Source organism: Aeromonas dhakensis (assembly GCF_000820305.1).
GTDB classification, from domain to species: Bacteria; Pseudomonadota; Gammaproteobacteria; order Enterobacterales; family Aeromonadaceae; genus Aeromonas; species Aeromonas dhakensis.
The window spans coordinates 50,269-71,355 of the sequence record NZ_CDBH01000045.1; the positions used below are offsets into that span (position 1 = coordinate 50,269).

24 protein-coding genes are annotated in these 21,087 nt (G+C 63.8%); 7 read left to right on the forward strand and 17 right to left on the reverse strand.

Annotation, left to right across the window (positions count from 1 at the left end; all coding sequences use genetic code 11):
• Positions 1 to 227: 227 nt before the first annotated feature.
• On the forward strand, positions 228 to 1,889 hold the full coding sequence (gene glnS / locus BN1143_RS11605; protein ID WP_042050734.1) for a glutamine--tRNA ligase: 1,662 nt from the start codon (positions 228 to 230) through the stop codon (positions 1,887 to 1,889).
• Positions 1,890 to 1,987: 98 nt separating this feature from the next.
• On the opposite strand, the gene fur is transcribed toward glnS, so the two are convergent.
• The gene (gene fur / locus BN1143_RS11610) at positions 1,988 to 2,416 is read right to left on the reverse strand and encodes a ferric iron uptake transcriptional regulator (RefSeq protein ID WP_005299160.1); all 429 of its coding nucleotides are present in this window, start codon (positions 2,414 to 2,416) and stop codon (positions 1,988 to 1,990) included.
• A 241-nt stretch (positions 2,417 to 2,657) separates the two neighbouring features.
• Between fur and BN1143_RS11615 the strand changes: the two genes are divergently transcribed.
• On the forward strand, positions 2,658 to 3,140 hold the full coding sequence (locus tag BN1143_RS11615) for a DUF4442 domain-containing protein (protein WP_042050736.1): 483 nt from the start codon (positions 2,658 to 2,660) through the stop codon (positions 3,138 to 3,140).
• Positions 3,141 to 3,199: 59 nt separating this feature from the next.
• Here BN1143_RS11615 and fldA read toward each other — a convergent pair whose 3' ends face one another.
• Genes fldA through BN1143_RS11635 form a run of 4 tightly spaced genes read right to left on the reverse strand, consistent with a single transcriptional unit; the run spans position 3,200 to position 5,122 of the window.
• Positions 3,200 to 3,724, reverse strand: a complete 525-nt coding sequence (gene fldA, locus BN1143_RS11620; protein ID WP_005299167.1) for a flavodoxin FldA — start codon at positions 3,722 to 3,724, stop codon at positions 3,200 to 3,202.
• 39 nt (positions 3,725 to 3,763) lie between these two features.
• Positions 3,764 to 4,060: a LexA regulated protein gene (gene ybfE, locus BN1143_RS11625; protein WP_042050737.1), complete on the reverse strand. Its 297-nt coding sequence runs from the start codon at positions 4,058 to 4,060 to the stop codon at positions 3,764 to 3,766.
• A gap of 20 nt (positions 4,061 to 4,080) precedes the next feature.
• Positions 4,081 to 4,302 carry a DUF2788 domain-containing protein gene (locus BN1143_RS11630; protein ID WP_005299172.1) on the reverse strand — a complete coding sequence of 74 codons (222 nt, stop codon included), beginning with the start codon at positions 4,300 to 4,302 and terminating at the stop codon, positions 4,081 to 4,083.
• Between the two features lie 55 nt (positions 4,303 to 4,357).
• Positions 4,358 to 5,122, reverse strand: a complete 765-nt coding sequence (locus BN1143_RS11635) for an alpha/beta fold hydrolase (protein WP_042050738.1) — start codon at positions 5,120 to 5,122, stop codon at positions 4,358 to 4,360.
• A gap of 292 nt (positions 5,123 to 5,414) precedes the next feature.
• Here BN1143_RS11635 and seqA point away from each other — a divergent pair, with 292 nt between their 5' ends.
• Together seqA and pgm are read left to right on the forward strand one after the other, a co-directional pair.
• Positions 5,415 to 5,924 carry a replication initiation negative regulator SeqA gene (seqA, locus tag BN1143_RS11640; protein WP_005299178.1) on the forward strand — a complete coding sequence of 170 codons (510 nt, stop codon included), beginning with the start codon at positions 5,415 to 5,417 and terminating at the stop codon, positions 5,922 to 5,924.
• 57 nt (positions 5,925 to 5,981) lie between these two features.
• On the forward strand, positions 5,982 to 7,631 hold the full coding sequence (gene pgm / locus BN1143_RS11645; protein WP_025201930.1) for a phosphoglucomutase (alpha-D-glucose-1,6-bisphosphate-dependent): 1,650 nt from the start codon (positions 5,982 to 5,984) through the stop codon (positions 7,629 to 7,631).
• Positions 7,632 to 7,716: 85 nt separating this feature from the next.
• Here pgm and BN1143_RS11650 read toward each other — a convergent pair whose 3' ends face one another.
• On the reverse strand, positions 7,717 to 8,598 hold the full coding sequence (locus BN1143_RS11650; protein WP_042050739.1) for a DMT family transporter: 882 nt from the start codon (positions 8,596 to 8,598) through the stop codon (positions 7,717 to 7,719).
• Positions 8,599 to 8,694: 96 nt separating this feature from the next.
• Here BN1143_RS11650 and BN1143_RS11655 point away from each other — a divergent pair, with 96 nt between their 5' ends.
• On the forward strand, positions 8,695 to 9,177 hold the full coding sequence (locus BN1143_RS11655; protein ID WP_042050740.1) for a MarR family winged helix-turn-helix transcriptional regulator: 483 nt from the start codon (positions 8,695 to 8,697) through the stop codon (positions 9,175 to 9,177).
• Positions 9,178 to 9,201: 24 nt separating this feature from the next.
• Here BN1143_RS11655 and BN1143_RS11660 read toward each other — a convergent pair whose 3' ends face one another.
• Positions 9,202 to 9,792: a TetR/AcrR family transcriptional regulator gene (locus tag BN1143_RS11660; protein ID WP_042050741.1), complete on the reverse strand. Its 591-nt coding sequence runs from the start codon at positions 9,790 to 9,792 to the stop codon at positions 9,202 to 9,204.
• 112 nt (positions 9,793 to 9,904) lie between these two features.
• On the opposite strand from BN1143_RS11660, the gene BN1143_RS11665 reads away from it, so the two are divergent.
• A complete protein-coding gene (locus BN1143_RS11665; protein WP_042050983.1) occupies positions 9,905 to 10,570 on the forward strand; it encodes a peroxiredoxin-like family protein in 666 nt (221 codons plus the stop codon).
• Between the two features lie 77 nt (positions 10,571 to 10,647).
• Here BN1143_RS11665 and mltB read toward each other — a convergent pair whose 3' ends face one another.
• From mltB to BN1143_RS11705, 8 genes are all read right to left on the reverse strand, one after another.
• Positions 10,648 to 11,751: a lytic murein transglycosylase B gene (gene mltB, locus BN1143_RS11670; RefSeq protein ID WP_042050742.1), complete on the reverse strand. Its 1,104-nt coding sequence runs from the start codon at positions 11,749 to 11,751 to the stop codon at positions 10,648 to 10,650.
• A 95-nt stretch (positions 11,752 to 11,846) separates the two neighbouring features.
• A complete protein-coding gene (locus BN1143_RS11675) occupies positions 11,847 to 12,449 on the reverse strand; it encodes a CDP-alcohol phosphatidyltransferase family protein (protein WP_042050743.1) in 603 nt (200 codons plus the stop codon).
• 14 nt (positions 12,450 to 12,463) lie between these two features.
• On the reverse strand, positions 12,464 to 13,102 hold the full coding sequence (locus tag BN1143_RS11680; RefSeq protein WP_042050744.1) for an ATP-binding cassette domain-containing protein: 639 nt from the start codon (positions 13,100 to 13,102) through the stop codon (positions 12,464 to 12,466).
• 29 nt (positions 13,103 to 13,131) lie between these two features.
• Positions 13,132 to 14,802, reverse strand: coding sequence for an ABC transporter permease (locus BN1143_RS11685; protein ID WP_042050745.1), 1,671 nt, complete (start codon positions 14,800 to 14,802; stop codon positions 13,132 to 13,134).
• On the reverse strand, positions 14,802 to 15,986 hold the full coding sequence (locus BN1143_RS11690) for an ABC transporter substrate-binding protein (RefSeq protein WP_042050747.1): 1,185 nt from the start codon (positions 15,984 to 15,986) through the stop codon (positions 14,802 to 14,804). Before BN1143_RS11690 ends, BN1143_RS11685 begins: the two co-directional genes overlap by 1 nt.
• A gap of 20 nt (positions 15,987 to 16,006) precedes the next feature.
• Positions 16,007 to 18,157, reverse strand: coding sequence for an FAD-dependent oxidoreductase (locus BN1143_RS11695; RefSeq protein WP_042050748.1), 2,151 nt, complete (start codon positions 18,155 to 18,157; stop codon positions 16,007 to 16,009).
• A complete protein-coding gene (locus BN1143_RS11700) occupies positions 18,157 to 18,738 on the reverse strand; it encodes a carboxymuconolactone decarboxylase family protein (protein WP_017783880.1) in 582 nt (193 codons plus the stop codon). Before BN1143_RS11700 ends, BN1143_RS11695 begins: the two co-directional genes overlap by 1 nt.
• 11 nt (positions 18,739 to 18,749) lie before the next feature.
• A complete protein-coding gene (locus BN1143_RS11705; protein WP_017783881.1) occupies positions 18,750 to 19,424 on the reverse strand; it encodes a DUF1499 domain-containing protein in 675 nt (224 codons plus the stop codon).
• Positions 19,425 to 19,475: 51 nt separating this feature from the next.
• On the opposite strand from BN1143_RS11705, the gene BN1143_RS11710 reads away from it, so the two are divergent.
• Positions 19,476 to 20,036 (forward strand): peptide-methionine (S)-S-oxide reductase, encoded by a 561-nt coding sequence (locus BN1143_RS11710; RefSeq protein WP_042050750.1) that lies wholly within the window; start codon positions 19,476 to 19,478, stop codon positions 20,034 to 20,036.
• A gap of 14 nt (positions 20,037 to 20,050) precedes the next feature.
• On the opposite strand, the gene BN1143_RS11715 is transcribed toward BN1143_RS11710, so the two are convergent.
• Complete coding sequence (locus tag BN1143_RS11715; protein WP_005299228.1) at positions 20,051 to 20,329, reverse strand: peptidylprolyl isomerase; 279 nt, start codon at positions 20,327 to 20,329, stop codon at positions 20,051 to 20,053.
• 81 nt (positions 20,330 to 20,410) lie between these two features.
• Positions 20,411 to 20,785: a hypothetical protein gene (locus BN1143_RS11720; RefSeq protein WP_010634464.1), complete on the reverse strand. Its 375-nt coding sequence runs from the start codon at positions 20,783 to 20,785 to the stop codon at positions 20,411 to 20,413.
• Positions 20,786 to 21,087 lie beyond the last annotated feature (302 nt).

A 21,087-nucleotide genomic window follows, 5' to 3' on the forward strand; every position in this document is an offset into this window, starting at 1 on the left:
GTTTTTGTTTTTCATCACCTTGAACCCCGCCGCGTGCGGGGTCTTTTTTTCGCCAGTCAGTCAAACCGGCCACTAGGGCGGGGCGTTTTGCTGCGCAAGTACCCCGAAACGGGCAAATTCAGGTTGAGACAGGGCGCGTAATGAGGGATCATATCCGGCTTGACGGCGGGGGGTTGAGGGTGCCAGCCGGCACAACTTCCGCCAGTGACGCATTTTTGAGGTGAGCCATGAGTCAGGCGAACAGCCCAACTAACTTTATTCGTCAGATCATTGATGAAGATCTGGCCAGCGGTAAGCACTCCAGTGTGCATACCCGTTTTCCGCCCGAGCCGAACGGTTATCTCCATATCGGTCACGCCAAGTCCATCTGCCTGAACTTCGGCATCGCCCGCGACTACCAGGGCCAATGCAACCTGCGCTTCGACGACACCAACCCGGTGAAGGAAGATATCGAGTACGTTGAGTCCATCAAACAGGACGTGCAGTGGCTCGGCTTCCAGTGGAACGGCGAGATCTGCTACTCCTCCGACTATTTCGACAAGCTGCACGGCTATGCCATCGAGCTCATCGAGAAGGGGCTGGCCTACGTGGACGAGCTCTCTGCCGAGCAGATGCGCGAATACCGCGGTACTCTGACCGCGCCGGGCAAGAACAGCCCGTTCCGCGATCGCAGCGTGGAAGAGAACCTGGCCCTGTTCGAGAAGATGAAGAACGGCGAGTTTGCCGAAGGCACCGCCTGCCTGCGCGCCAAGATCGACATGGCTTCCCCTTTCATGGTGATGCGTGACCCCGTCATCTATCGCATCAAGTTTGCCCACCACCACCAGACCGGTGACAAGTGGTGCATCTACCCGATGTATGACTTCACTCACTGCATCTCGGACGCCCTGGAAGGGATTACCCACTCCATCTGTACGCTGGAGTTCCAGGACAACCGTCGCCTGTACGACTGGGTGCTGGATAACATCACCATCGATTGCCACCCGCGTCAGTACGAGTTCTCTCGTCTGAACCTCGAATACACCGTCATGTCCAAGCGCAAGCTGAACCTGCTGGTGACCGAGAAGCACGTGGACGGTTGGGACGATCCGCGCATGCTGACCGTCTCCGGCCTGCGCCGCCGCGGCTACACCCCGGCCTCCATCCGCGAGTTCTGCAAGCGCATCGGTGTTACCAAGCAGGACAACATCGTTGAGATGAGCATGCTGGAAGCCTGCATCCGCGAAGATCTCAACGAGAATGCCCCGCGCGCCATGGCCGTGCTGCATCCGGTCAAGGTGGTCATCGAGAACCTGGCCGCCGACGAAGTGCTGACTGCCCCGGCGCATCCGAGCAATGCCGAGATGGGTACCCGCGAGTTGAACTTCACCCGCGAGATCCTCATCGATGAAGCGGACTTCAAAGAAGAAGCCAACAAGCAGTTCAAGCGTCTGGTACTGGGCAAGGAAGTGCGTCTGCGCAACGCCTATGTCATCAAGGCCGAGCGGGTCGAGAAGGATGCGGACGGCAAGATCACCTGCATCTACTGCTCTTACGACCCCGAGACCCTGGGCAAGGATCCGGCGGACGGTCGCAAGGTGAAAGGGGTGATCCACTGGGTCAGCGCCACTCACTCCCTGCCGGCCGAAGTGCGCCTCTACGACCGCCTGTTCAAAGTGCCGAACCCAGGCGCCGAAGAGGACTTCGAAGCGGCCCTGAACCCGGAATCCCTGGTGATCATCGAGGGGGCCCGCGTGGAAGCTTCCCTCAAGGATGCCAAGCCGGAGCAGGCTTACCAGTTCGAGCGTGAAGGGTATTTCTGCGCCGACAACAAGCTCTCCAGCCCGGAGCACCTGGTGTTCAACCGCACCGTGGCCCTGCGCGACGTGTGGGGCAAGGCCGAGGCCTGATGAAGGAGGGCAGGGGAGACCCTGCCCTTTATTGTCCGGAATATGGGCATAAAAAAGCCAGCATCATGCTGGCTTTTTTATTGCGCGGGTTCTGCCAATCAATCGTCGTGCTTGCAGTCGCCGGCGGCGCAGTGGCCATAGAGATAGAGGCTGTGATTGGTCAGACGGATGTTGTGCTTCTTGGCGATCTCGGTCTGGCGCTGCTCGATCACCTCGTCGGAGAACTCGATCACCTTGCCGCAGTCGAGGCAGACCAGGTGGTCGTGGTGTTCCTGGGTGGCCAGCTCGAACACCGACTTGCCCCCTTCGAAGTGGTGACGGGTGACGATACCGGCATCATCAAACTGGTTGAGAACGCGGTAGACGGTAGCGAGACCAATCTCTTCACCCTGGTCGATCAGTCGTTTGTACAGATCTTCCGCACTGGTGTGCTGGCAGTCCGGCTGTTGCAGGATTTCCAGGATCTTGACGCGGGGCAAGGTGATCTTGAGCCCGGCCTTTTTTAACGCTTGGTTGTTGTCTGCCATTTCTATTTATTCGCATTCTCGAAGGTGTGGTTATTCTGATTGACTGCCGCTGTAATGGCAACCACGAACTCGCTTGGCCTGTCATTATAGGTCGTAGCTCACCTAAAAATAAACCCAGTAATTCAAGGGCTTTAGCGCGATCGACCGCCTATCCACGAATTGTGCGGATTGTGACGGCGGCTTGCTCACCCGCCGAATGTTGATAAAATGTAACCTTCTTCACTCTGGTCGGATGAGATCCATGGATTGGCTTTTTGACAACGCGGCCTGGGTGCGCCGCGCCCTCAACGCCTGGCCCCCCTTCTGGGGCGCGGGCATCAAGATAGAGACATTGAGCGATGATTTTCGCTTCTGCCGGGTCACCCTCAAGTCCCGCTGGTGGAACAAGAATGCCAACCGCACCCAGTTTGGCGGCAGCATGTTTGCGATGACCGATCCCATCTATCCACTGATGCTGATGGGTTATTTCAAGAACCGCTACTACGTCTGGGACAAGGCGGGCAGCATCAACTACATCAAGCCCGGCAAGGGCAAGCTGGTGGCCGAATTCACCCTCACCGACGGCAAGCTGGCCGCCATAGTCGCGGCGACCGAAGGGGGAGACAAGCACTTTCCCGAGTTCGAGGTGACGGTACAGGATGGCCAGGGCGAGCTGGTGGCCCAGGTCAAGCGCACCCTCTATGTGCGGGCCAAGCCCGAGCACAGGGGCGGCGAGAGCGTATGACCAGAAAACAACAAGGGCCCCGCGAGGCCCTTGTTGTCAGAGGTGCTGGCAAGCGTGGATCACTCCAGCTCGGCCAGGCACATCTCTTCATGCAGCTGTTTGCACCAGCCCTTGACGCGCTCGGCAGTCATCTCGGGTTGGCGATCTTCGTCGATGCCCAGACCCACGAAATGCTTGTCGTCCACCAGCGCCTTGGAGGCTTCGAACTCGTAACCGGCGGTCGGCCAGTGGCCGATGACGATGGCGCCTTTGGCTTCGACGATGTCACGCAGGGTGCCCATGGCGTCGAGGAAGTACTCGGCATAATCTTCCTGATCGCCGCATCCGAAGATGGCGACCAGCTTGTTGGTGAAGTCGATCTCTTCCAGCTCGGGGAAGAAGTCGTCCCAGTCGGCCTGGGCTTCGCCATAGTACCAAGTCGGGATACCGAACATCAGCAGATCGAAGCTGTCGATGTCGGCCTTGCTGCTCTTGGCAATGTCACGGACTTCAATCAGTTGTTTGCCCAGTTCTTTCTGGATCATCTTGGCGACAGCTTCGGTATTACCGGTATCGCTGCCGAAAAACAGACCTACACTAGCCATAGTGTTTAGTTACCCGTATCTGGTGTTAATGCTTAACGGTCAGATTGCGATGCCTGCTGCATGTGCAGACTCAATCTGTTGCTTCAGGATAGATTGGATCAGCTCGGCTCGGCTGACGTTCTGTTGTAACGCAAGTTGGTTCAGGCGCTCCAGCAATTCGGACTCCACCTTTAACTCTACCCGCTTCAGGCCGTTCTCTCGATCGCGCTTGAGCTGGTTGCGCTTGTTGATCTTGAGCTGGGTCTCGCGGGGGAGTGGGTTGGTCTTTGGCCTGCCGGGGCGCTTCTCGTTTGCGAACAGATCCAGTGTTGTTCGATCAGTTTGCTGTTTGGCCATACATCACAGATGGAAATAAGTTAGCCGATGCCTGAGCCTTCCCAGCCCAGTTCGATCAGCCCCTTGGCGACAAAACCTGCACAACCCAGGAAGAGTACCAACCAGACGATGAATCGGCCGAAACGGGGCACATTGCCGCGTTTGAGCACGTCCTGAATGGCCAGGCCAATCAATACGAAAATGGCCACAAAGAATAACTTCAGGCCCAGACTCTCGATCAGGTCGATATGTTCACTTAGCATGGATTGCGCACACTCCTTATGACGGGCGCACTATATCACAAAGGATTTGAAACTGTTAACCGCCTGTCGACAGGAAATCCACAACCAGTTTGTTGAACAAAACCGGCTTTTCCGCGTGCAGCCAGTGACCGGTGCCGGCGATGACCCGGGCCTTGGCGGCGGGAAATTGCGCCATCACCGTCTCGGTATGCGCGGGCAGCATGTAGTCGGAATCACCCCCCTTGATGAAGAGCGCAGGCCCTTCGAAACGGCTCTGTGGATCGGGCCAGCCCATGATGTTGGCGTAGTTGCGCTCAAGGGCCGGTACGTTGAAACGCCAGCCCCAACCCGACTCTCCCTTGGCGAAGGACTTGAGCAGGAACTGGCGCACGCCGGCGATCTCGACATGCTCGGCCAGGATGGCTTCCGCCTCGCTGCGGCTTTGCGGAGTGCTCGCGAGCGTGGCATTGAGGCCGGCAAACACGTTCTGGTGGTGGGCGTGAGGGTAGGCGACCGGCGCTATGTCGGCCACTACCAGCCTGGCGACGCGGGTCGGCGCCTGCTTGGCAACCTGCATGGCCACCTTGCCCCCCATGGAGTGGCCCACGATGGCCACCTGTTCAAGCCCCAGCTGATCGAGCAGGGCGAGCAGATCGGCGGCCTGGGCCGGGTAGCTCATCTCGTCGGAGTGAAAGGAGGCGCCGTGGTTGCGCAGATCGACGCTGATGACCCGGTATTGTTCGCTCAGCGGGCGTGCCAGCAAGCCCAGGTTGTCCAGGCTGCCGAACAGCCCGTGGATCAGCACGACGGGTTGGCCCTGGCCCTGCTCCTTGAAGTTCAATAATGGGTTTTGTTGCAAAATGACACCTTGTCGGTCGTGAGTACGTTGCTCGCCATGATTTAACGCACTGGAAAGAAAAGGATTTCACTCATCACGGAGCAAAAAAGTGTGGTTTTTTTCCTAAAAAAAGCCAGCCAGATCGGCTATCAGTGCGACGGATCACACACTTGGGCCGCTATTATGCCGTATTCTCGATGAGATTCATGCACATCTGTCCACCCCTTGCTTGGGCTGCCGGGTTTGCCTATGTATAATCGCCGCATCCGAATTTCGACGAGTCCAGCGCATCCCTATGAAAACCATCGAGCTTGATGACGATCTCTACTTCTATATCGCCAGCCAGACCCGGCACATCGGTGAGAGTGCCTCCGATATCCTGCGCCGCCTGCTGGAACAGCCCGCCCGCCAGGCCTCGCCGGTCGCAGCAGAGGTGACGGCAGCTCCGTCGCCCACCGTGGCCGACGCCATGGGGCTGGAAACGCTGCTCGATTCCGGCGAGCTGCAAAAAGAAGAGAAGTCCATCAACCGCTTCATGCAGGTGCTCAGTACCCTCTACCGGGATGATCCGGTCGGGTTTACCCAGGCCACCGAAATCAAGGGGCGCAAGCGCGTCTATTTCTCGCGGGATCCCGATGCCCTGCGCGCCAGCGGCAGCACCACCAAGCCCAAGCAGGTGCCACAAACCCCGTTCTGGGTGATCACCAACACCAACACCAGTCGCAAACAGAACATGGTGGCCCAGCTGATGGCCAGCATGGGGTATGGCGACGAGGTGATTGCCCGGGTGTGCGGCGCAATCTAACGGTTCATCAGACTCAGGCCTTGCCGGGCAAGGCCGCCATCAAGCAAGGACAACGCCATGGCACAGCATTCCCACGCCGGTCAGCCGGCCCGTTTGAGCGACCTGACCAACATCCCCCGTCTGGTCAGCGCCTACTACCTCAACAAGCCGGACATGAGCCGTCCCGAGCAGCGGGTTGCCTTCGGCACCTCCGGCCACCGCGGCAGCGCCCTGCACAATGCCTTCACCGAATCCCACATCCTGGCGGTGACCCAGGCGCTGGTGGAGTATCGCCAGCAGGCCGGCATCACGGGCCCGCTGTTTGTCGGCATGGACACCCACGCCCTGTCTGAATCCGCCTTTGCCAGTGCGGTGGAAGTGCTGGCCGCCAACGGCGTCGAGACCCGCATTCAGGCCGGCCTCGGCTTTACCCCGACCCCGGTCATCTCTCACGCCATCCTGCGCCACAATGCGGGCAAGCCTGCCGCGCGCGCCGACGGCGTGGTGATCACCCCGTCCCACAACCCGCCGGAAGACGGTGGCTTCAAGTACAACCCGCCCCACGGCGGCCCCGCGGAAGGGGAGATCACCAAGTGGGTGGAGGATCGTGCCAACGCGATTCTGGAAGCGGGTCTGGCCGGCGTGAAACGGATGCCGTTCGCCGAGGCCCTCAAGAGCCCGTTCGTGGTCGAGTACGACTATGTCACTCCCTATGTGGATGACCTGAAGAACGTGCTGGACATGGATGCCATCAAGCAGGCCGGCATCAAGATCGGTGTCGATCCGCTGGGTGGCTCCGGCGTCGCCTACTGGGACGTCATCGCCAAGACCTATGGTCTGAACATCGAGGTGGTGAACTACAAGGTCGACCCGACCTTCTCCTTCATGACCCTGGATAAAGACGGCAAGATCCGGATGGACTGCTCCAGCCCGTTTGCCATGGCCAGCCTGATTGCCCTCAAGGACAAGTTCGACATCGCCCTTGGCAATGACCCTGACTACGACCGTCACGGTATCGTCACCAAGTCGGGCCTGATGAACCCGAACCACTATCTGGCGGTAGCGATCCAGTATCTGTTTACCCATCGTACCGGCTGGTCCAAAGAGTCTGCGGTCGGCAAGACGCTGGTCTCCTCTTCCATGATCGACCGGGTGGCCGGCGAGATCGGCCGCACCCTCAAAGAGGTGCCGGTCGGCTTCAAGTGGTTCGTGGATGGCCTCTACAGCGGCGAGTTCGGTTTTGGTGGCGAGGAGAGCGCGGGCGCCTCTTTCCTGCGCAAAGACGGCACCGTCTGGACTACCGACAAGGATGGCTTCATCCTGGCGCTGCTGGCGGCCGAAATTCTGGCGGTGACCGGCAAGGATCCGCAGGCCCACTACGACGCGCTGGAAGCCAAGTTTGGTCGCTCCAGCTATCGCCGCATCGACGCCCCGGCCAACAGCGCCCAGAAGGCGGTGCTCTCCAAGCTGGATCCGGCGCTGGTGGAAGCCTCCACCCTGGCCGGCGAGCCCATCGTCGCCAAGCTGACCAAGGCACCGGGCAACGATGCCGCCATCGGCGGCCTCAAGGTGGTGACCGAGAACGGCTGGTTCGCGGCGCGCCCCTCCGGCACCGAGTCCATCTACAAGATCTACATGGAGAGCTTCAAGGGCGAGGCGCACCTGGACCTCATCCAGCAGGAAGCCCAGCAGATCGTCTCCGCCGCTCTGGCCAAGGCCGGCGTCTGAGTTCGACTCAAATACCCGCGGAATGTGAAAGAGGAGCCTTGATGGCTCCTCTTTTTTATTGCGTTTGAGCTTGGATGGGTCGTGCTCACGGCTTGCCGCACTGGCCGGTGCACGCCCGGCGAGCCTGCCAGCGCTTGAAGAAGGGGCGGGCCGGCAGCTTCATCAGAAACAGTGAGGCCAGGATCACCCCGATGCCGAGCCATTGGCGGGCATCCAGCGTCTCGCCCACCATCAGCACGCCGCAGGAGACCGCCACCATGGGGTTGGTGAGGGCCAGCATGCCCATTACCTCCGGGCCGTGGCGCTTGAGCCCCCACAGCCAGGCCCAGTAGGCCAGCGCCGTGTTGAGCAGGATCAGCCAGAGCAGACCAGGGGCGCTTGCCGGCTGAGGCAGCGGCATGGGGCCGGCCAGCCACCAGGCGAGCGGGATCAGCATCAGGCCGCCCAGCAGCAGTTGCCAGGCGGTCAGCGCCAGCAGATCGCTGACCGGCCAGTGGCGCATCCAGCGGCTGGACTGGCCGATGAGCAGGGTGGCCAGCAGGGCGCAGGTCACGCCGACGGGATCCAGATTGGCGGAAGGATTGAGCAGCAGCAAGACCCCGCCCAGCCCCATCAGGCCCAGCAACAGCCATTTCAGGGACGGCTTGACGCCATCCTGCAACCAGGCCAGCAACATCAGGATCAGTGGCAGGGTGGCACCCAGGGTGCCCGCCACGGCGCCCGGCAGGCGGAAGGCGGCCACGAACAGCAGGGCGAAGAAGGCGGCGATGTTGCAAAACGCCAGCAGGCTCTGTTTGCCCCAAGGCAGGGGCGGCAGGCGCGGGTGCAGCAACAGCAGTAGCAGGCCGGCTGGCAACGCCCGCCATACCGCCACCCAGTAGGGGGAGTAGTCGGTCAGGTAGAGGCTGACGACGGCATAGGTGCTGCCCCAGAGCAGGGGGGCCAGCAGGGCGATCAGCATGGGCATGCGTTTGTCTCTTTATAAAGTATCTTTAAGTAAAGATAAACTAGCCTCAAATTGGTTTACCATCAAGTATCTCGACAAAAAGATAAGTGGCCGAAGATGGAATCAGATCATGTAGACCTGTTGCTGGCCCAGTGGGCCCGGCAGCGACCGGATCTCGACTGCTCTCCCATGGGCGTGCTGGGACGGGTGGCGCGAATGGCGGCGATCGCCGGACGGGAGGTGAGCGAGGAGCTCAAGGAGTGCGGCCTGCTCGGCAGCGACTTCGACATTCTGGCGACCTTGCGCCGGGCCGGCGAACCGCTCACCCCGACCGTGCTCTATCAATCCGCCATGTTGAGCTCGGGGGCCATGACCGCCAGGCTCGACAAACTGGCAGAGCGGGGCTTGGTCGAACGCCAGGCGGCCCCGAGCGATCGGCGCAGCCTGCTGGTCTGCCTGACCGACGCGGGTCGGGAATTGGTTGACCGGGCGGTGGAGCGGCACGTGGCCAACGAGCGGCGCCTGCTGGCGCCATTGACCATGGCCGAGCAGGAGCAGCTGGCCGCCCTGCTCAAGCGCTGGCTGCTGGAAAACGAGTGACCCTCAGAGCCTGGTGAGCGGTCGTCACGCGTCCGCAGACAAGATGGCCTGCATCTGGGCCAGCACGGCGTTCACCTTGGCGGCGGGCGGATGGGTGCGGCCCAGCACGCGCAATCCCCACACCATGGTCATCAGCAAGGCGGCGGTGGCGTCGACGTCGCGCCCGGCGGCCAGCTCCCCTGCCGCCTGCGCCTGGCGCAGGGCTGCACTGACCCGCAGCTCGACCTCGGCCAGGTGGCTGCTGGCGGTCTCCTGAATGAGCGGGTGGTGGCGGCCGATCTCCAGCAAGGTGTTGACCAGCAGGCAGCCACGGTGCGCCTCGCTGGCGATGGCATCCCGGGCCACTGCATCGAGCAGGGCCTGCACGCCCGCCAGGGGGGAGGCTGCCGAACCCAGGAGCTGCTCGATCTGCGCCAGGCTCTGCGCCGAATAACGCTGCAGCACCTCCATGAACAACCCCTCCTTTGAGCTGAAGGCGCCGTACAGGCTGCTGGGCTTGAGTCCCATCCGTTCGACCAGCGCGGCAATGCCGGTGTTGCTGAAGCCGGTATCCCAGAAGGCGTTGAGGGCGATTTCCAGTACCTGTTCTCTGTCAAATGATGCGGGTCTTGCCATCTCGATTCCTGCCTTGTGAAACGTTATTTTATAGTGATCGCTAAAAAACAACTTGACCATGGAGCTTGGTCCGCTTGATATTGTAGCGACCACTACAAAAAGGATGGTCATGATGCACACACTCGAGCAAAAAATCAAAGCGTACGATGAGCAGAAGCAGCATCAGGTTCCGGCCCCGGTGCTGGCCCTGATGGAGGAGGCGACCCGCAGCCTGCAGTCAAGCGGGCTGGAGCAGGCCGCCCTGGGACGCGGAGAGCGGATGCCCGACTTCGCCCTGCCGGATCAGCACGGGGTGGTGCGCCCGCTCTCCCACTATCTGGCGGAGGGGCCTGTGCTGCTCAACGTCTATCGCGGTGGCTGGTGTCCCTACTGCAACATGGAGATGCAGGCGCTCAACGCCGTGTTGCCGGCGCTGCGCGAGCGCGGCGTGAACCTCATCGGCATGACGCCGGAAACCCCCAGTTCGGCGCAGGATACCCTCACCGCCAACGGGCTGGCGATCACCGTGCTGAGCGACGAGGGCAACCGGGTTTCGGCAGCGCTGGGGCTGGTGTTCGAGCTGCCGGAGGCGCTCAGGCCCATCTATGCCGGCTTTGGCATCGACATCCCGGCGAGCAACGGCGACGAGAGCTTCACCCTGCCGGTGCCGGCCAGCTACATCATCGGTCAGGACCGCACCGTGCTCTACCACTTCATCAACGCCGATTACACCCGTCGGGTCGAGCCGGCCGCCCTGCTTGCCGAGCTGGATCGTCTGGCGAAGACGGGGGCGCTGTAAACGCACACTGCGCCCGAAGGCGCAGTGTGGATGGTTGGCGCGGCGGCCCCGAGGGCCGCCTTTTTTATCCGGCCGGATCAGAAACCGCCGCGGGCATCCTTGACCGCCAGCCCCAGCTGCCACACCGCCATGGCGTAGTGGGTGCTGTGGTTGTAGCGGGTGATGGTGTAGAAGTTGGGCAAGCCGTACCAGTACTGATAGCCGGTGCCCACATCCAGGCGCAGCAGGCTCGCCTCGCTGTGGTTGCCGAGGGTGCTGGTGGGAGTCAGCCCGGCGCGGCGCAGGGAGGCGACCGGGTAGCGGGTCTGGAAGCCGTGCTCGTAGCCGGGCAGCTGGCCCTGACCGCGTACCGCCACCGGTTGTCCCTTCTCCCAGCCGTGGGCCTTGAAGTAGTTGGCCACGCTGCCGATGGCATCCACCGGATCCCACAGGTTGGTGTGGCCGTTGCCGTTGAAGTCCACCGCGTAGCGCTGGAAGCTGGAGGGCATGAACTGGCCGTAGCCCATGGCGCCGGCGTAGGAGCCCTTGGGTTCGGTGGGATCCATCCCCTCGTCGCGGGTCATCACCAGGAAGGATTCCAGCTCGCTGGTGAAGAACTCGGCCCGGCGCGGGTAGTCGAACGCCAGGGTCGCCAGTGCATCCAGGATGCGGGTCTTGCCCATCACCCGGCCCCAGCGGGTCTCCACGCCTATGATGCCGACGATGATCTCCGGCGGCACCCCATAGATCTGCTGGGCGCGGTTGAGCTCGTTCTCGTACTCACGCCAGAAGCTGACGCCGTTCTGTACGTTGTCCGGGGTGATGAACTTGGCACGGTAGCGATTCCAGGCGCCGGTCGGGCCGGTGGGCGGTGTGGTGGTGGGGGCCTGGGCATCCATCAGGCGGATGATCCAGTCATAGCGTTCGGCCTGGGCCAGCACCCGGTGCAGCTCGGCGCCGTCGAAACCGTGCTTTTGCACCATCCGCTGCACGAAGTTGTTCACATTGGCGCGATTGGCGAAGTCCCCCTTGCTGACTCCCGGCTGGCTCACCTGCCCGTAGAAGGGTTTGCTCGGCGGCGTCTGGTTGATGAAGGCGCTGTTGGGCTGGGGCTTGACCACGGGCTTGGCAGCCGGCGTGCTGCTGCAGCCATAGAGCATGGGAAACAGGGAGAGGGTGAGCACGGAGACAAGGCGACGCATAAGGTTCTCATGAGCCTGAAAAAGAGTGTCGCCATGGTAAAACATTGTCGTCCATGCGCAAGTGTTCCGTAGCGGCCCCCTCCCGCCGTCCTGCCTCAGCGCAGGGTGTGGTAGCCGCTCCAGAGCCGGGTCAGGGTGGTGATGGCGCAGAGCAGGGCAAAGCCGTAGGCGAGGGGTGCGAAGGCGGCGGGCCACAGGCACATCAGCACGAACAGGGTTATGGTCTCGCTCCCCTCGGTGAGGCCGCCCAGATAGTAGAGAGACTTGTGGTGGTAGACCGGATTGTCGATGCCCCGCTTGCCCGCCATGATGGCAAACGCCAGAAAGCTCGAGCCGGTGCCCATGAAGGCAAACAGCAGTGTGGCGGCGGGCAGTGCATTGGCGGGGGTGGCGAGGGCAAAGCCCAGCACCACGGCGGCGTAGAAGATGAAGTCGAGCGTGATGTCGAGAAAACCGCCGCAGTCGGTGATGCCGGTCTCCCGCGCCACGGCGCCGTCGAGCCCGTCCAGCAACCGGTTGAGCAGGATGGCCGCCAGCGCCCACTGATAGCAGCCAAAGGCCAGCAGCGGCAACGCCAGCATGCCGATGGCAAAGCCGGTGAGGCTGACCTGGTTGGCGCTGATCCCGGCGCGACAGAGCGGTCTGGCGAGCCGGGCGAGGGGGCTGCGGATAACGGGGATCAGGTGGCGGTCAAACAAGGTGAACTCCTCGGTCAAAAACGGGATTCGGTGAGCTGGATTATGGTGCCCGGCGCGTCATCTTCGTCGTGGGTCACCAGAATGGCGGGGATGGCCAGCGCCTTGATCTGCGTGAACACCAGCGCGCGAAAGGCGGCCCGCAGCGGCTTGTCGAGGCGGGAGAAGGGCTCGTCCAACAACAATGCCTCGGGCTCGGCCAAGAGCGCCCGCAGCAGGCTGACGCGGGCCTTCTGGCCGCCGGAGAGCGCCCCCGGCAGCTTGTCCGCCTGATTTGTCAGATCCACCTGCGCCAGCGCGGCCACCGCCTTTTCCCGCCGTGCTCTGTGCCCCTTCACGCTGGCCGGCATGCCGAACATCAGGTTCTCGGCCACCGTCAGGTGGTCGAACAGCAAATCATCCTGAAACAGCATGCCGATGCGCCGCGCCTGGGGCGGCAGCTGGGTGAGCCGGCGTGCGCCCAGGGTCACGTCCCCCGCCAGCCGGATGGGGCCGCTTGCGGGCAATACCCCCGCCAGCGCCGCCAAGAGCGAGCTCTTGCCACAGCCACTGGGCCCCATCAGGGTCAACACCTCGCCCGGCGCCACCTGCAGGGCGGGCAGCGAGAGCAGCAGGTTCTCCTCCAGATAGAGGCGAAGAGGCGTGGTGCTCAGCATATGGCTATCTCCATCATGAGAGTTCATTGTTAGCCGTCCCCCTTGAGCGCCGGGTTGAGTCGGGCCGGCAGCCAGAGCGCCAGCAGATAGATAACGAGCGGCAACAAGAGTTGCAACAGGCCGTAGAGGCCCGCCAGCCGCCGGTTGAGGCCGCTGCCGGTGGCCACCGCCTCGGTGGTGATGGTGATCACCCGGCCTGCCCCAAACAGCAGGGTCGGCAGGTATTGGGCCAGACTTACCGCCGCTCCGATGCCGAAGGCAAACAGCAGCGGACGGGCCAGCAGCGGTCCTTTCACCTGCCTCCAGGCTCGCCACGGGGTTGCCCCGAGCAGCAGGGCGCTCTGGGTGATCCGCACGTCGAACTGGCGATAGGGGCCCTGCAGGCACAAGTAAACGTAGGGAAAGACAAACAGCAGCTGGCTCCAGAGCACCCAGCCCCAGCCGATGCCATCGCCTCCCCACCCGAGGCTGAACCAGTCCACCCCGAGCCGAATGCCGAACAGCAGGCTGGCCTGCGGCAGCAACAGTGGTAGGCAGATGAGCCAGAGCGGCCAGGGGCGGCGGCCCGCCTGCGCCTCCAGGCTCAGCACCGCCATCACCAGCGCTATCGCCCCGCTCGCCAGCGCCAGCAGCATGCTGGTGGTCAGCAGCGGCGACAGGGTCGGCAGCAGTTCGAGCCAATGGCGGCCGCTCCACTGGCTCGGCCAGAGGGCGGGAAAGGGCCAGCGCCGGGTTAGTGACCAGAGCAGCAGCGTCCCCAGCACCGCCAGATTGATGGCGATCAGGGTCGCCACGCTGCCGGTGGCAAGGGTGCGGCCAAGAGCGCTTGGGCTGGCTCGTCTGCCATCGAGCCAGCCGGGTTTGCCAAGGGTTCGATGGGCCAGCTCGAGCAGCCGCAACAGGGCCAGCAGCAGCGCCGTGATGGCGAGCAGCAGCAGGGCTCCGCTGGCGGTGGCGCCGCGCCAGACGAGATCCGGGTCCTGATACCAGAGCCACAGCCGGACAGCCAGCGGGGCGGGGGCATCGGGCCCGAGCAGCTGGGCCAGATCCACTACGGCTACCCCGTAGGCGGCCACCGCGTAGAGGGGCAGACGCAGGGCAGGCCAGAGCGCCGGCAGCAGCAGGCGCCACCAGATCTGGGGGGCGCTGAAGCCAAGGCTCGCCCCCAGCCACTGCTGACGCACCACCCTGGCGGGGTCTTGTGCACCGAGCGCCATTAGCAGCAGAAAGGGGGTCTCCTTGAGGGTCAAGGCGAGGATGAGCCCGAGCCCGGCGGGATCGCGCAGGGTCTGCCAGTCGGGAGGCAGCTCAAACCCGGTGAGGGTCGGCGAGAGCAGGCGCAGCAGCCAGCCGGAGGGGGCGAGCAGAAAGGCAAAGCCGATGGCAAAGGCGACGTGGGGCAGCGCCAGCAAGGGCGAGAGCAGCCGGCGCAGCCAGCCGACGGCCCGGCTGTCGCTGTGGGCCAACAGCAGTGCGGTCAGCAGCAGGCTGGCCAGGGTCGAGGCGGCGCCAATCCACAGGCTCAGCATCGCCGAGTGCCACAGGCCCGGCTGGGCCAGCAGCCGCTGCAGGTGGGCCAGACTCAGCCCCTCGGCCAGCAGTTGCCAGCCCCCCGCCAGCAGCGGGAGACCAAAAACCAGGGCGCACCCCGCCGCAAACAGGGGGCGCCAAGCGGATGCAGCGCTGCCAAAGCGGCTCATCAGTGGCCGTAGCGCTCGGCCCAGGCCGCTTCGAGCCTGAGCTGCCAGCTGGGATGGGGCTCTGCCACCGATTTGAAGCGCAGTGCCGGCGCCTGCTGCTGGGTGGCTGGCAGGGCATCGGCGCGCAGCACGCTGGGATCGCCCCAGAAGGCGGGCTCGGCCTTGCGCTCCTGGGCGGCGGGGCTCAGCAGGAAGTTGGCCACCACCTTGGCACCTGCACGGGCGTTGGCATTGAAGGGGATGGCGAGGAAGTGGCTGTTGGTCAGCGCCCCTTTCGCCATGGCCACCGCCACCACGTTGGGGGGCAGGGTGCCATTTTGCACAGCGCTCTGCGCCTCCTGCGGGTTGAAGCTGATGGCCATGGCGAGCTCGCCGTCATCGAGCAGCTGGCGGGTTTCGGCGGCGCTGGTGGGGAACAGCTTGCCTTTGCGCCAGAGCGTCGGGTGCAGCTCGTCCAGCCAGGCCCAGAGCGGGGCGGTAACTTTGGCAAAATCGCTCTCGGTCGCCTCCCGATAGAGAGGGGCGGGATCCGGGGTCAGCTCCAGCAAGATCTGCTTGAGGAAGCTGGAGCCGTGAAACTGGGGCGGTTTGGGATAGGTGAAGCGGCCGGGGTGGGCCTTGCTCCAGGTGAGCAGGGCCGCCGCCGAGGTGGGCAGCGGGCTGACCTCTTCGCCGTTGACCATCAGGTTGAGCTGGCCTATGCCCCAGGGGGCTTCCAGCCCCTCCACCGGCACGGTGAAGTCCTCGCTCACCGGCAGGGTACGGTCGACCAGCGCCATGTTGGGCAGCTCATGGGTGAAGGGATCGCCGAGCAGCCCCTGCTCCTTGAGCGCCTTGAAGTTCTCGCCGTTGACCCAGAGCAGGTCGATGGGGCCGCCACTGCGCTTGCCAGCCTGCTTGTTGGCCAGCAGCTGGCTCACGCTCTGGGCGATGTCATCCACCTTCACCTGCACCAGCTTGACCTGGTATTCGCGTGCCAGCTCCTGGCCGGCCCACACCAGATAGGCGTTGATCTCCGGGCTGCCGCCCCAGGCGTTGAAGTAGACGGTCTGCCCTTTGGCCTCCTCGAGGGTCTGCTGCCACTGCGGGTTGTCACCAGCGTTGGCCTGGGTGAAGAGGAGGCTGCCTGCCAGCAGAGGCAGGGCACGCAGCAGCTGTTTGAACGAGGGCAAGGAGTGTCGCATCTGGGTTACCTGGAGTTGGGTCAGGCGCCGCGGCGCCAGCTGTGATAACGGGTCAGCAGCGCCAGCAGGGTGGCGGGCTGACGGGCCCGTCGCCACTCGCCCGCCACATACTTGTTCCCCTCCATAAGGGTGGGGTAGGCGTGGATGGTGGCGAGGATCTTGCCAAGGCCGAGGCGGTGGCGCATGGCGAGCACGAATTCGGCGATCCGCTCGCCGGCGTGAGTGCCCACTATGCTGGCACCCAGGATCTGATCCTTGCCGGGTACGGTGAGCACCTCGATAAAGCCCTGGCGCTCGCCGTCGGCGATGGCTCTGTCCAGCTCGGCCAGCTCGAAGCGGGTCAGCTCGAAGGGGATGCCCTGCGCCCTGGCCTCTTTCTGGTTGAGGCCGACCCGGGCAATTTCGGGGGTGGTATAGATGGCGGCCGGCATGACCCGATAGTCGGCCCGAAAGCGCTTGAACGGGCTGAACAGGGCATTGATTGCGGCATACCAGCCCTGATGGGCGGCGGCATGGGTAAGCTGGTAAGGGCCCGCTACGTCCCCCACCGCCAGAATGCTGGGGTAGTTGGTGGCGAGGAAGCCATCGACCGCCACAGTGCCGCGCGGGGTCAGCGCCACTCCCAGCGCTTCGAGTCCGAAGCCGCCGACGTTGGCCACCCGGCCCAGCGCCAACAGCAGCTGATCGCCTTCAATTATTTGCGTCTCGTCACCCCGCCGCAGTTGCAGCCGGATGGGGAGATCCGAGGCCGCTGGCAGATAGTCGGCTCGCTCGGCGCGCCAGCCGGTGAGCACCCGCACGCCATCGCGGGCCAGCTGCTCCGCCAGCAGCTCGGCCACCTCCCGCTCTTCGCGGGGCAGTAGCTGATCCGAGAGCTCCACCAGGGTAACGGGTACCCCAAGCAGGGCAAAACTCTGGGCCAGCTCGCAGCCGATGGGGCCGCCGCCCAGCACCAACAGCTGGCGCGGTGCAGTGCGCAGCTGCCAGAGGGTGTCGGAGGTGAGCCAAGGCACCTGATCCAGCCCCGGCAGCTCGGGCACCAGCGGCCGGGCGCCGGTGGCGAGCACGATATGGCGGCTGGCAAGGCGCTGGCCATTCACCTCCACCTCCCAGGGAGAGACCAGCCTTGCCTCCCCCTGGATACACTCCACCCCCAGCCCCTGATAGCGCTCGATGGAGTCGTGGGGTTCAACCTCCTTGATGACGCGGGCGACCCGCTCCATCACGGCGGCGAAATCGGCGCTGGTCTGGCTTGGGCCAAAGCCCAGCTCACCGGCCCGGCGCTGTTCGGCGGCAAAGCGGGCGCTTCGGATCAGCGCCTTGGAGGGGACGCAGCCGCTGTTGAGGCAATCGCCCCCCATCTTGTGCTTCTCGATAAGGGCCACTTTGGCCTTCACCGCCGCGGCGATATAGCTGGTCACGAGGCCGCCGGCGCCGGCACCAATCACCAGCAGGTTGTAGTCATAGCGGGTCGGCTTGCGGTAGGGGGCGTGCAGCCGATGCAGGGCGAGGCGCCGCTGCAACCCCTTGAGCAGCATCGGCATCAGCCCGAGCAGGGTCAGCGCCACCATCAGACCGGGGGAGAGGATATTGCCGGTGCTGGTGAGGTTGGCGAGCTCGCTGCCCGCCAGCACGTAGACGAAGGTGCCGGGCAGCATGCCAAGCTGGCTCACCCAGTAGTAGGTACTGACTCTGATGGGAGTAAGCCCCATCAGCAGGTTGACCAGAAAGAAGGGGAAGATGGGGATGAGGCGCAGGCTCAACAGATAAAGCGCTCCCTCTTTTTTCATGCCGGCCTGCAAGCTGGCCAGCTTGTCGCCAAAGCGCCGCTCGACCCAGTCGCGCAGCAAAAAGCGGGCGCTGAGAAAGGCCAGGGTCGCGCCAATGCTGCTGGCAAAGGAGACCAGCAGCAGTCCCCAGGCAACGCCGAACACGGCGCTGCCGGCCAGGGTGAGCAGGCTGGCGCCGGGCAGGGAGAGGGCGGTGCTCACCACATAGACGGCGACAAACAGCAGGGTGGCGCTGACGAAATGGCGGTCGACCAGGGCGGCCAGCTCGGCCTGACGGGCCTGCAGCTGGGGCAGGCTCAGGTAGTGGCCAAGGTCGAAAGCGAAAAAGGTGCCGATGAGGCAGCCCATCACCAGCACCAGCAGCAGGCGGGAGCCTCTCATCAGGCGTCCTTGCTATCCGGTTGGGCTGGACGCACTGGCTGCACCGGCAGCTGGCAGAAGCCCTGCGGGGCGATATCGAGGGCGGCGTTGAACTTGGCCGACATGTTCTGGAAGGCGATGAGGCCGGTGAGCTCCACCATGGCATCGTCGTCGAACCAGGGCTTGAGACGGGCAGCCTGCTCATCGCTGACTCCATCGAGGCCAGTCATCGCCTCGGTGTAGTCGAGTACGGCTTTTTCTCGCTCATCGAACAGCGGGCTTTCGCGCCAGTTGGCGAGCGCCTCCACCTTCTCGCTGGAGCCCGCCCGTTTGATCAGCGTCATGGCGTTGATGTCGACACAAAAGCGGCACCAGTTGAGCTGGGAGACCCGCACCGTCACCAGAGAGCGCAGCACGGGGTCGATGGGGGAGCGCTTGCGGTTGATGACGCCATAGAGGGTGGCAACGGCGGCAAACAGGCGCGGTGAGCGGCCCCAGCACTTGCCCGGAATGAGCACCTGGCCGTAGTTGCGCTGTTGCAGCCAGAAAAAGGGGCGGATGAACCAGGCATATTCCCGGTCGGGCTTGACCTCGACGCGCATGGATGACCTTCTTATTGCTTCAAGTTGGGTTTGTAGGCCTGACCCAGCCGCTCGTTGAGGCGGATCAGAAACTCCTCTATACGGGCCCGGTTGGTGCCCAAGTCGCTGCGTCCCTGGCGGGAGGCGGAGCGCATGTCGATGCGGGTCTCTTTGGGGCCGGCAAAGACCCGCAGCGACACGTCATCCTGAAAACCGAACCAGCCGGTGGTGACCACCGCCTCGAGCCCTTGTGGGCTTGGTCGCACCTGCCAGCCGAGCTGCTCCATCAGGGCGTGGGCCTCGGTGATCACCTCGGCCGGAGGGGCGCTGGTAAAGAGAGGACCGGGTTTCCCCTCAAATGCTTTCAAGGGGGCCGAATTAATGGGCAGATCCTGCGCCGTTCTGAGTTCGGCTGCCCAGAGCAGCTGGGGCGGGTTGCTGGGATCCGTGCTCACGTCGTTGACCAGCGGCGTGCGCAGCGCCTGCACCACAAAAGCCAGGGGCAACAGCAGGGGGACGGCGCCCCAGCCGTTGGCGCAGCGATTGCGAGACCAGGGCAGGCGAACCAGCAAGACGAGGGAGACGAGGGCCCCGAGCAGGCAGAGGGCGAATCCCAGCCACCAGGGCCAGAGGTGAACACGGCTGCCGAGGGCGCCGGCGAGCGGCAGCAACCAGGCCAGCAGTGGCCACCACAAATAACTGGGCATAACGGGGATCCCCTGGTTATGATGAACAAGTGCCCAGAAGGATAAACTTAATTGACTGATAACGTTAGTAAATTTATCTCAATCCTGCTGCTTTTCCCAAGCGTTCCGCTGTGGGCGGACAGTGCCGTGCTGGCGGCGGGGGACATGTGGCGTGCCGAGGCCGTCTACGAGACCCTGCCCGGGGTCAGCCGGGTGGAGCCGGGCTATGTCAGCCAGTTGGTGGCGACGGGGTCGAGCTGGCGGGAAGTGCCACCGCGGCGCCAGGCGGTGCGCATCGATTATGACCCGGTCAAGGTGGGGTATGGGGATCTGCTCAACGTCTTCTGGCAGTTGGTGGATGGGCGCGATGGCGACGGCCAGTATTGCAACCGGGGGCTGGCATTTGCGCCGGCCCTGCTGCCGAAGGATGACTACCAGTGGCGTTTGGCCCAGGTGAGCCTGACACGCTGGCAGGCCCTGCACGGGCGGCCGAGCCGGGTTGCGCTCTGGCCGCAGAGCCGGTTCACTCCGGCGCCGGAGATGGAGGACTGGGCGGCGCGCCACCCCTGGCGCTTTGGCTTCTATGCCCGCCGCTGCGGCGGCTGGCCGGTGGAGCTGAACCCAGAACCCTGAACCGGGCCCTGAACTCAGCTGCGGTAGAGCACCTTGATGAGGTGAAAGCCGAACTTGGTGCGCACCGGGCCGAGCACGGTCAGCAGCTCGCCCTTGAACACGGCATCGTCAAACGACTTGACCATGTCGCCCTTCGAAAACTCCCCCAGATCGCCGAAGCGCTTGCCGGAGGGGCAGGTAGAGAAGCGCTTGGCCATCTGGCCGAAGTCGGCTCCCTTGGCAATCTTCTCCTTGATCTCCAGACACTCTTTCTCGGTCTTGACCAGGATGTGCTGGGCACAGGCTTTTTTCATCGGGGTGCTCCTCGGTAGCGGGCAAATCGGGGGCGCAAAGAGTACTCCAATTCCTGCCGCGCGTCAGCCGTCATCGGCATATCAGCTACGGGCACGGGCTCCGAGCCGGGTTCTGGGCCGCGCCTGCCAGAGGATCTCCAGCCCGAGCAGGGCGTGCAGGCTCCAGATGGCCAGCGGATTGAGCCAGTTGCCCCCCAGTTGCAGGGTCGCCAGGGCGCTGCCTGCCAGCAACAGGGTGATGCCCGGCAGGCGCCAGTGGGTCGGCAGCGGTGCCAGCATGGCCATGCCCAGCAGGATGGCGAGCCCGAATGGCAGGTTCAGTGCGGTGAAGGCCAGCGCCTGCTGGCCGTTCATGCCGGTCAGCAGGGCCAGCAGGGCGCTGCAACAGGCGAGAAAGGTGATGAATTCGAGTCTATCGGCGATGTAGTCCGCCATCTGTTCGCTGCGTGCGTGCATGCTGTGTCTCCTCTGGTGGGGCAGGGGTCTGATCCAATGGCTCCAGTGTGGGCGAGAAGTGAGCAGGGGGGCAGCGGGATAAATCGATTGGGTTGAACGAGGCTTTGATTGCGTGACGGCAACTGTTTGATCCGGCAAGATAAAATCCGCAGTCCCGCGGAGGGGCGAGTGAGATGGCCCAGTGCCGGCCCAGTGTCGGCCAGGGGCCTGGCTGTGCCGCTTGGGGAGGGGGCGTCGCTGCTATCTTGACCCGTTGCCGACAGTTGGTGTCGCGCCCATCGGGAAATCGGGGAGATTGCGCC

Bases quoted from the DNA above. Each gene is read 5' to 3' on its own strand.
- BN1143_RS11660 (WP_042050741.1), bottom strand. From the start codon at position 9,792: ATGGCAAGACCCGCATCATTTGACAGAGAACAGGTACTGGAAATCGCC.
- fldA (WP_005299167.1), bottom strand. From the start codon at position 3,724: ATGGCTAGTGTAGGTCTGTTTTTCGGCAGCGATACCGGTAATACCGAA.
- glnS (WP_042050734.1), top strand. From the start codon at position 228: ATGAGTCAGGCGAACAGCCCAACTAACTTTATTCGTCAGATCATTGAT.
- BN1143_RS11680 (WP_042050744.1), bottom strand. From the start codon at position 13,102: ATGCTGAGCACCACGCCTCTTCGCCTCTATCTGGAGGAGAACCTGCTG.
- ybfE (WP_042050737.1), bottom strand. From the start codon at position 4,060: ATGGCCAAACAGCAAACTGATCGAACAACACTGGATCTGTTCGCAAAC.
- BN1143_RS11615 (WP_042050736.1), top strand. From the start codon at position 2,658: ATGGATTGGCTTTTTGACAACGCGGCCTGGGTGCGCCGCGCCCTCAAC.
- seqA (WP_005299178.1), top strand. From the start codon at position 5,415: ATGAAAACCATCGAGCTTGATGACGATCTCTACTTCTATATCGCCAGC.
- mltB (WP_042050742.1), bottom strand. From the start codon at position 11,751: ATGCGTCGCCTTGTCTCCGTGCTCACCCTCTCCCTGTTTCCCATGCTC.
- BN1143_RS11720 (WP_010634464.1), bottom strand. From the start codon at position 20,785: ATGCACGCACGCAGCGAACAGATGGCGGACTACATCGCCGATAGACTC.
- BN1143_RS11665 (WP_042050983.1), top strand. From the start codon at position 9,905: ATGCACACACTCGAGCAAAAAATCAAAGCGTACGATGAGCAGAAGCAG.
- BN1143_RS11630 (WP_005299172.1), bottom strand. From the start codon at position 4,302: ATGCTAAGTGAACATATCGACCTGATCGAGAGTCTGGGCCTGAAGTTA.
- BN1143_RS11705 (WP_017783881.1), bottom strand. From the start codon at position 19,424: ATGCCCAGTTATTTGTGGTGGCCACTGCTGGCCTGGTTGCTGCCGCTC.
- BN1143_RS11700 (WP_017783880.1), bottom strand. From the start codon at position 18,738: ATGCGCGTCGAGGTCAAGCCCGACCGGGAATATGCCTGGTTCATCCGC.
- BN1143_RS11715 (WP_005299228.1), bottom strand. From the start codon at position 20,329: ATGAAAAAAGCCTGTGCCCAGCACATCCTGGTCAAGACCGAGAAAGAG.
- pgm (WP_025201930.1), top strand. From the start codon at position 5,982: ATGGCACAGCATTCCCACGCCGGTCAGCCGGCCCGTTTGAGCGACCTG.
- BN1143_RS11695 (WP_042050748.1), bottom strand. From the start codon at position 18,157: ATGAGAGGCTCCCGCCTGCTGCTGGTGCTGGTGATGGGCTGCCTCATC.
- fur (WP_005299160.1), bottom strand. From the start codon at position 2,416: ATGGCAGACAACAACCAAGCGTTAAAAAAGGCCGGGCTCAAGATCACC.
- BN1143_RS11690 (WP_042050747.1), bottom strand. From the start codon at position 15,986: ATGCGACACTCCTTGCCCTCGTTCAAACAGCTGCTGCGTGCCCTGCCT.
- BN1143_RS11655 (WP_042050740.1), top strand. From the start codon at position 8,695: ATGGAATCAGATCATGTAGACCTGTTGCTGGCCCAGTGGGCCCGGCAG.
- BN1143_RS11650 (WP_042050739.1), bottom strand. From the start codon at position 8,598: ATGCCCATGCTGATCGCCCTGCTGGCCCCCCTGCTCTGGGGCAGCACC.
- BN1143_RS11685 (WP_042050745.1), bottom strand. From the start codon at position 14,802: ATGAGCCGCTTTGGCAGCGCTGCATCCGCTTGGCGCCCCCTGTTTGCG.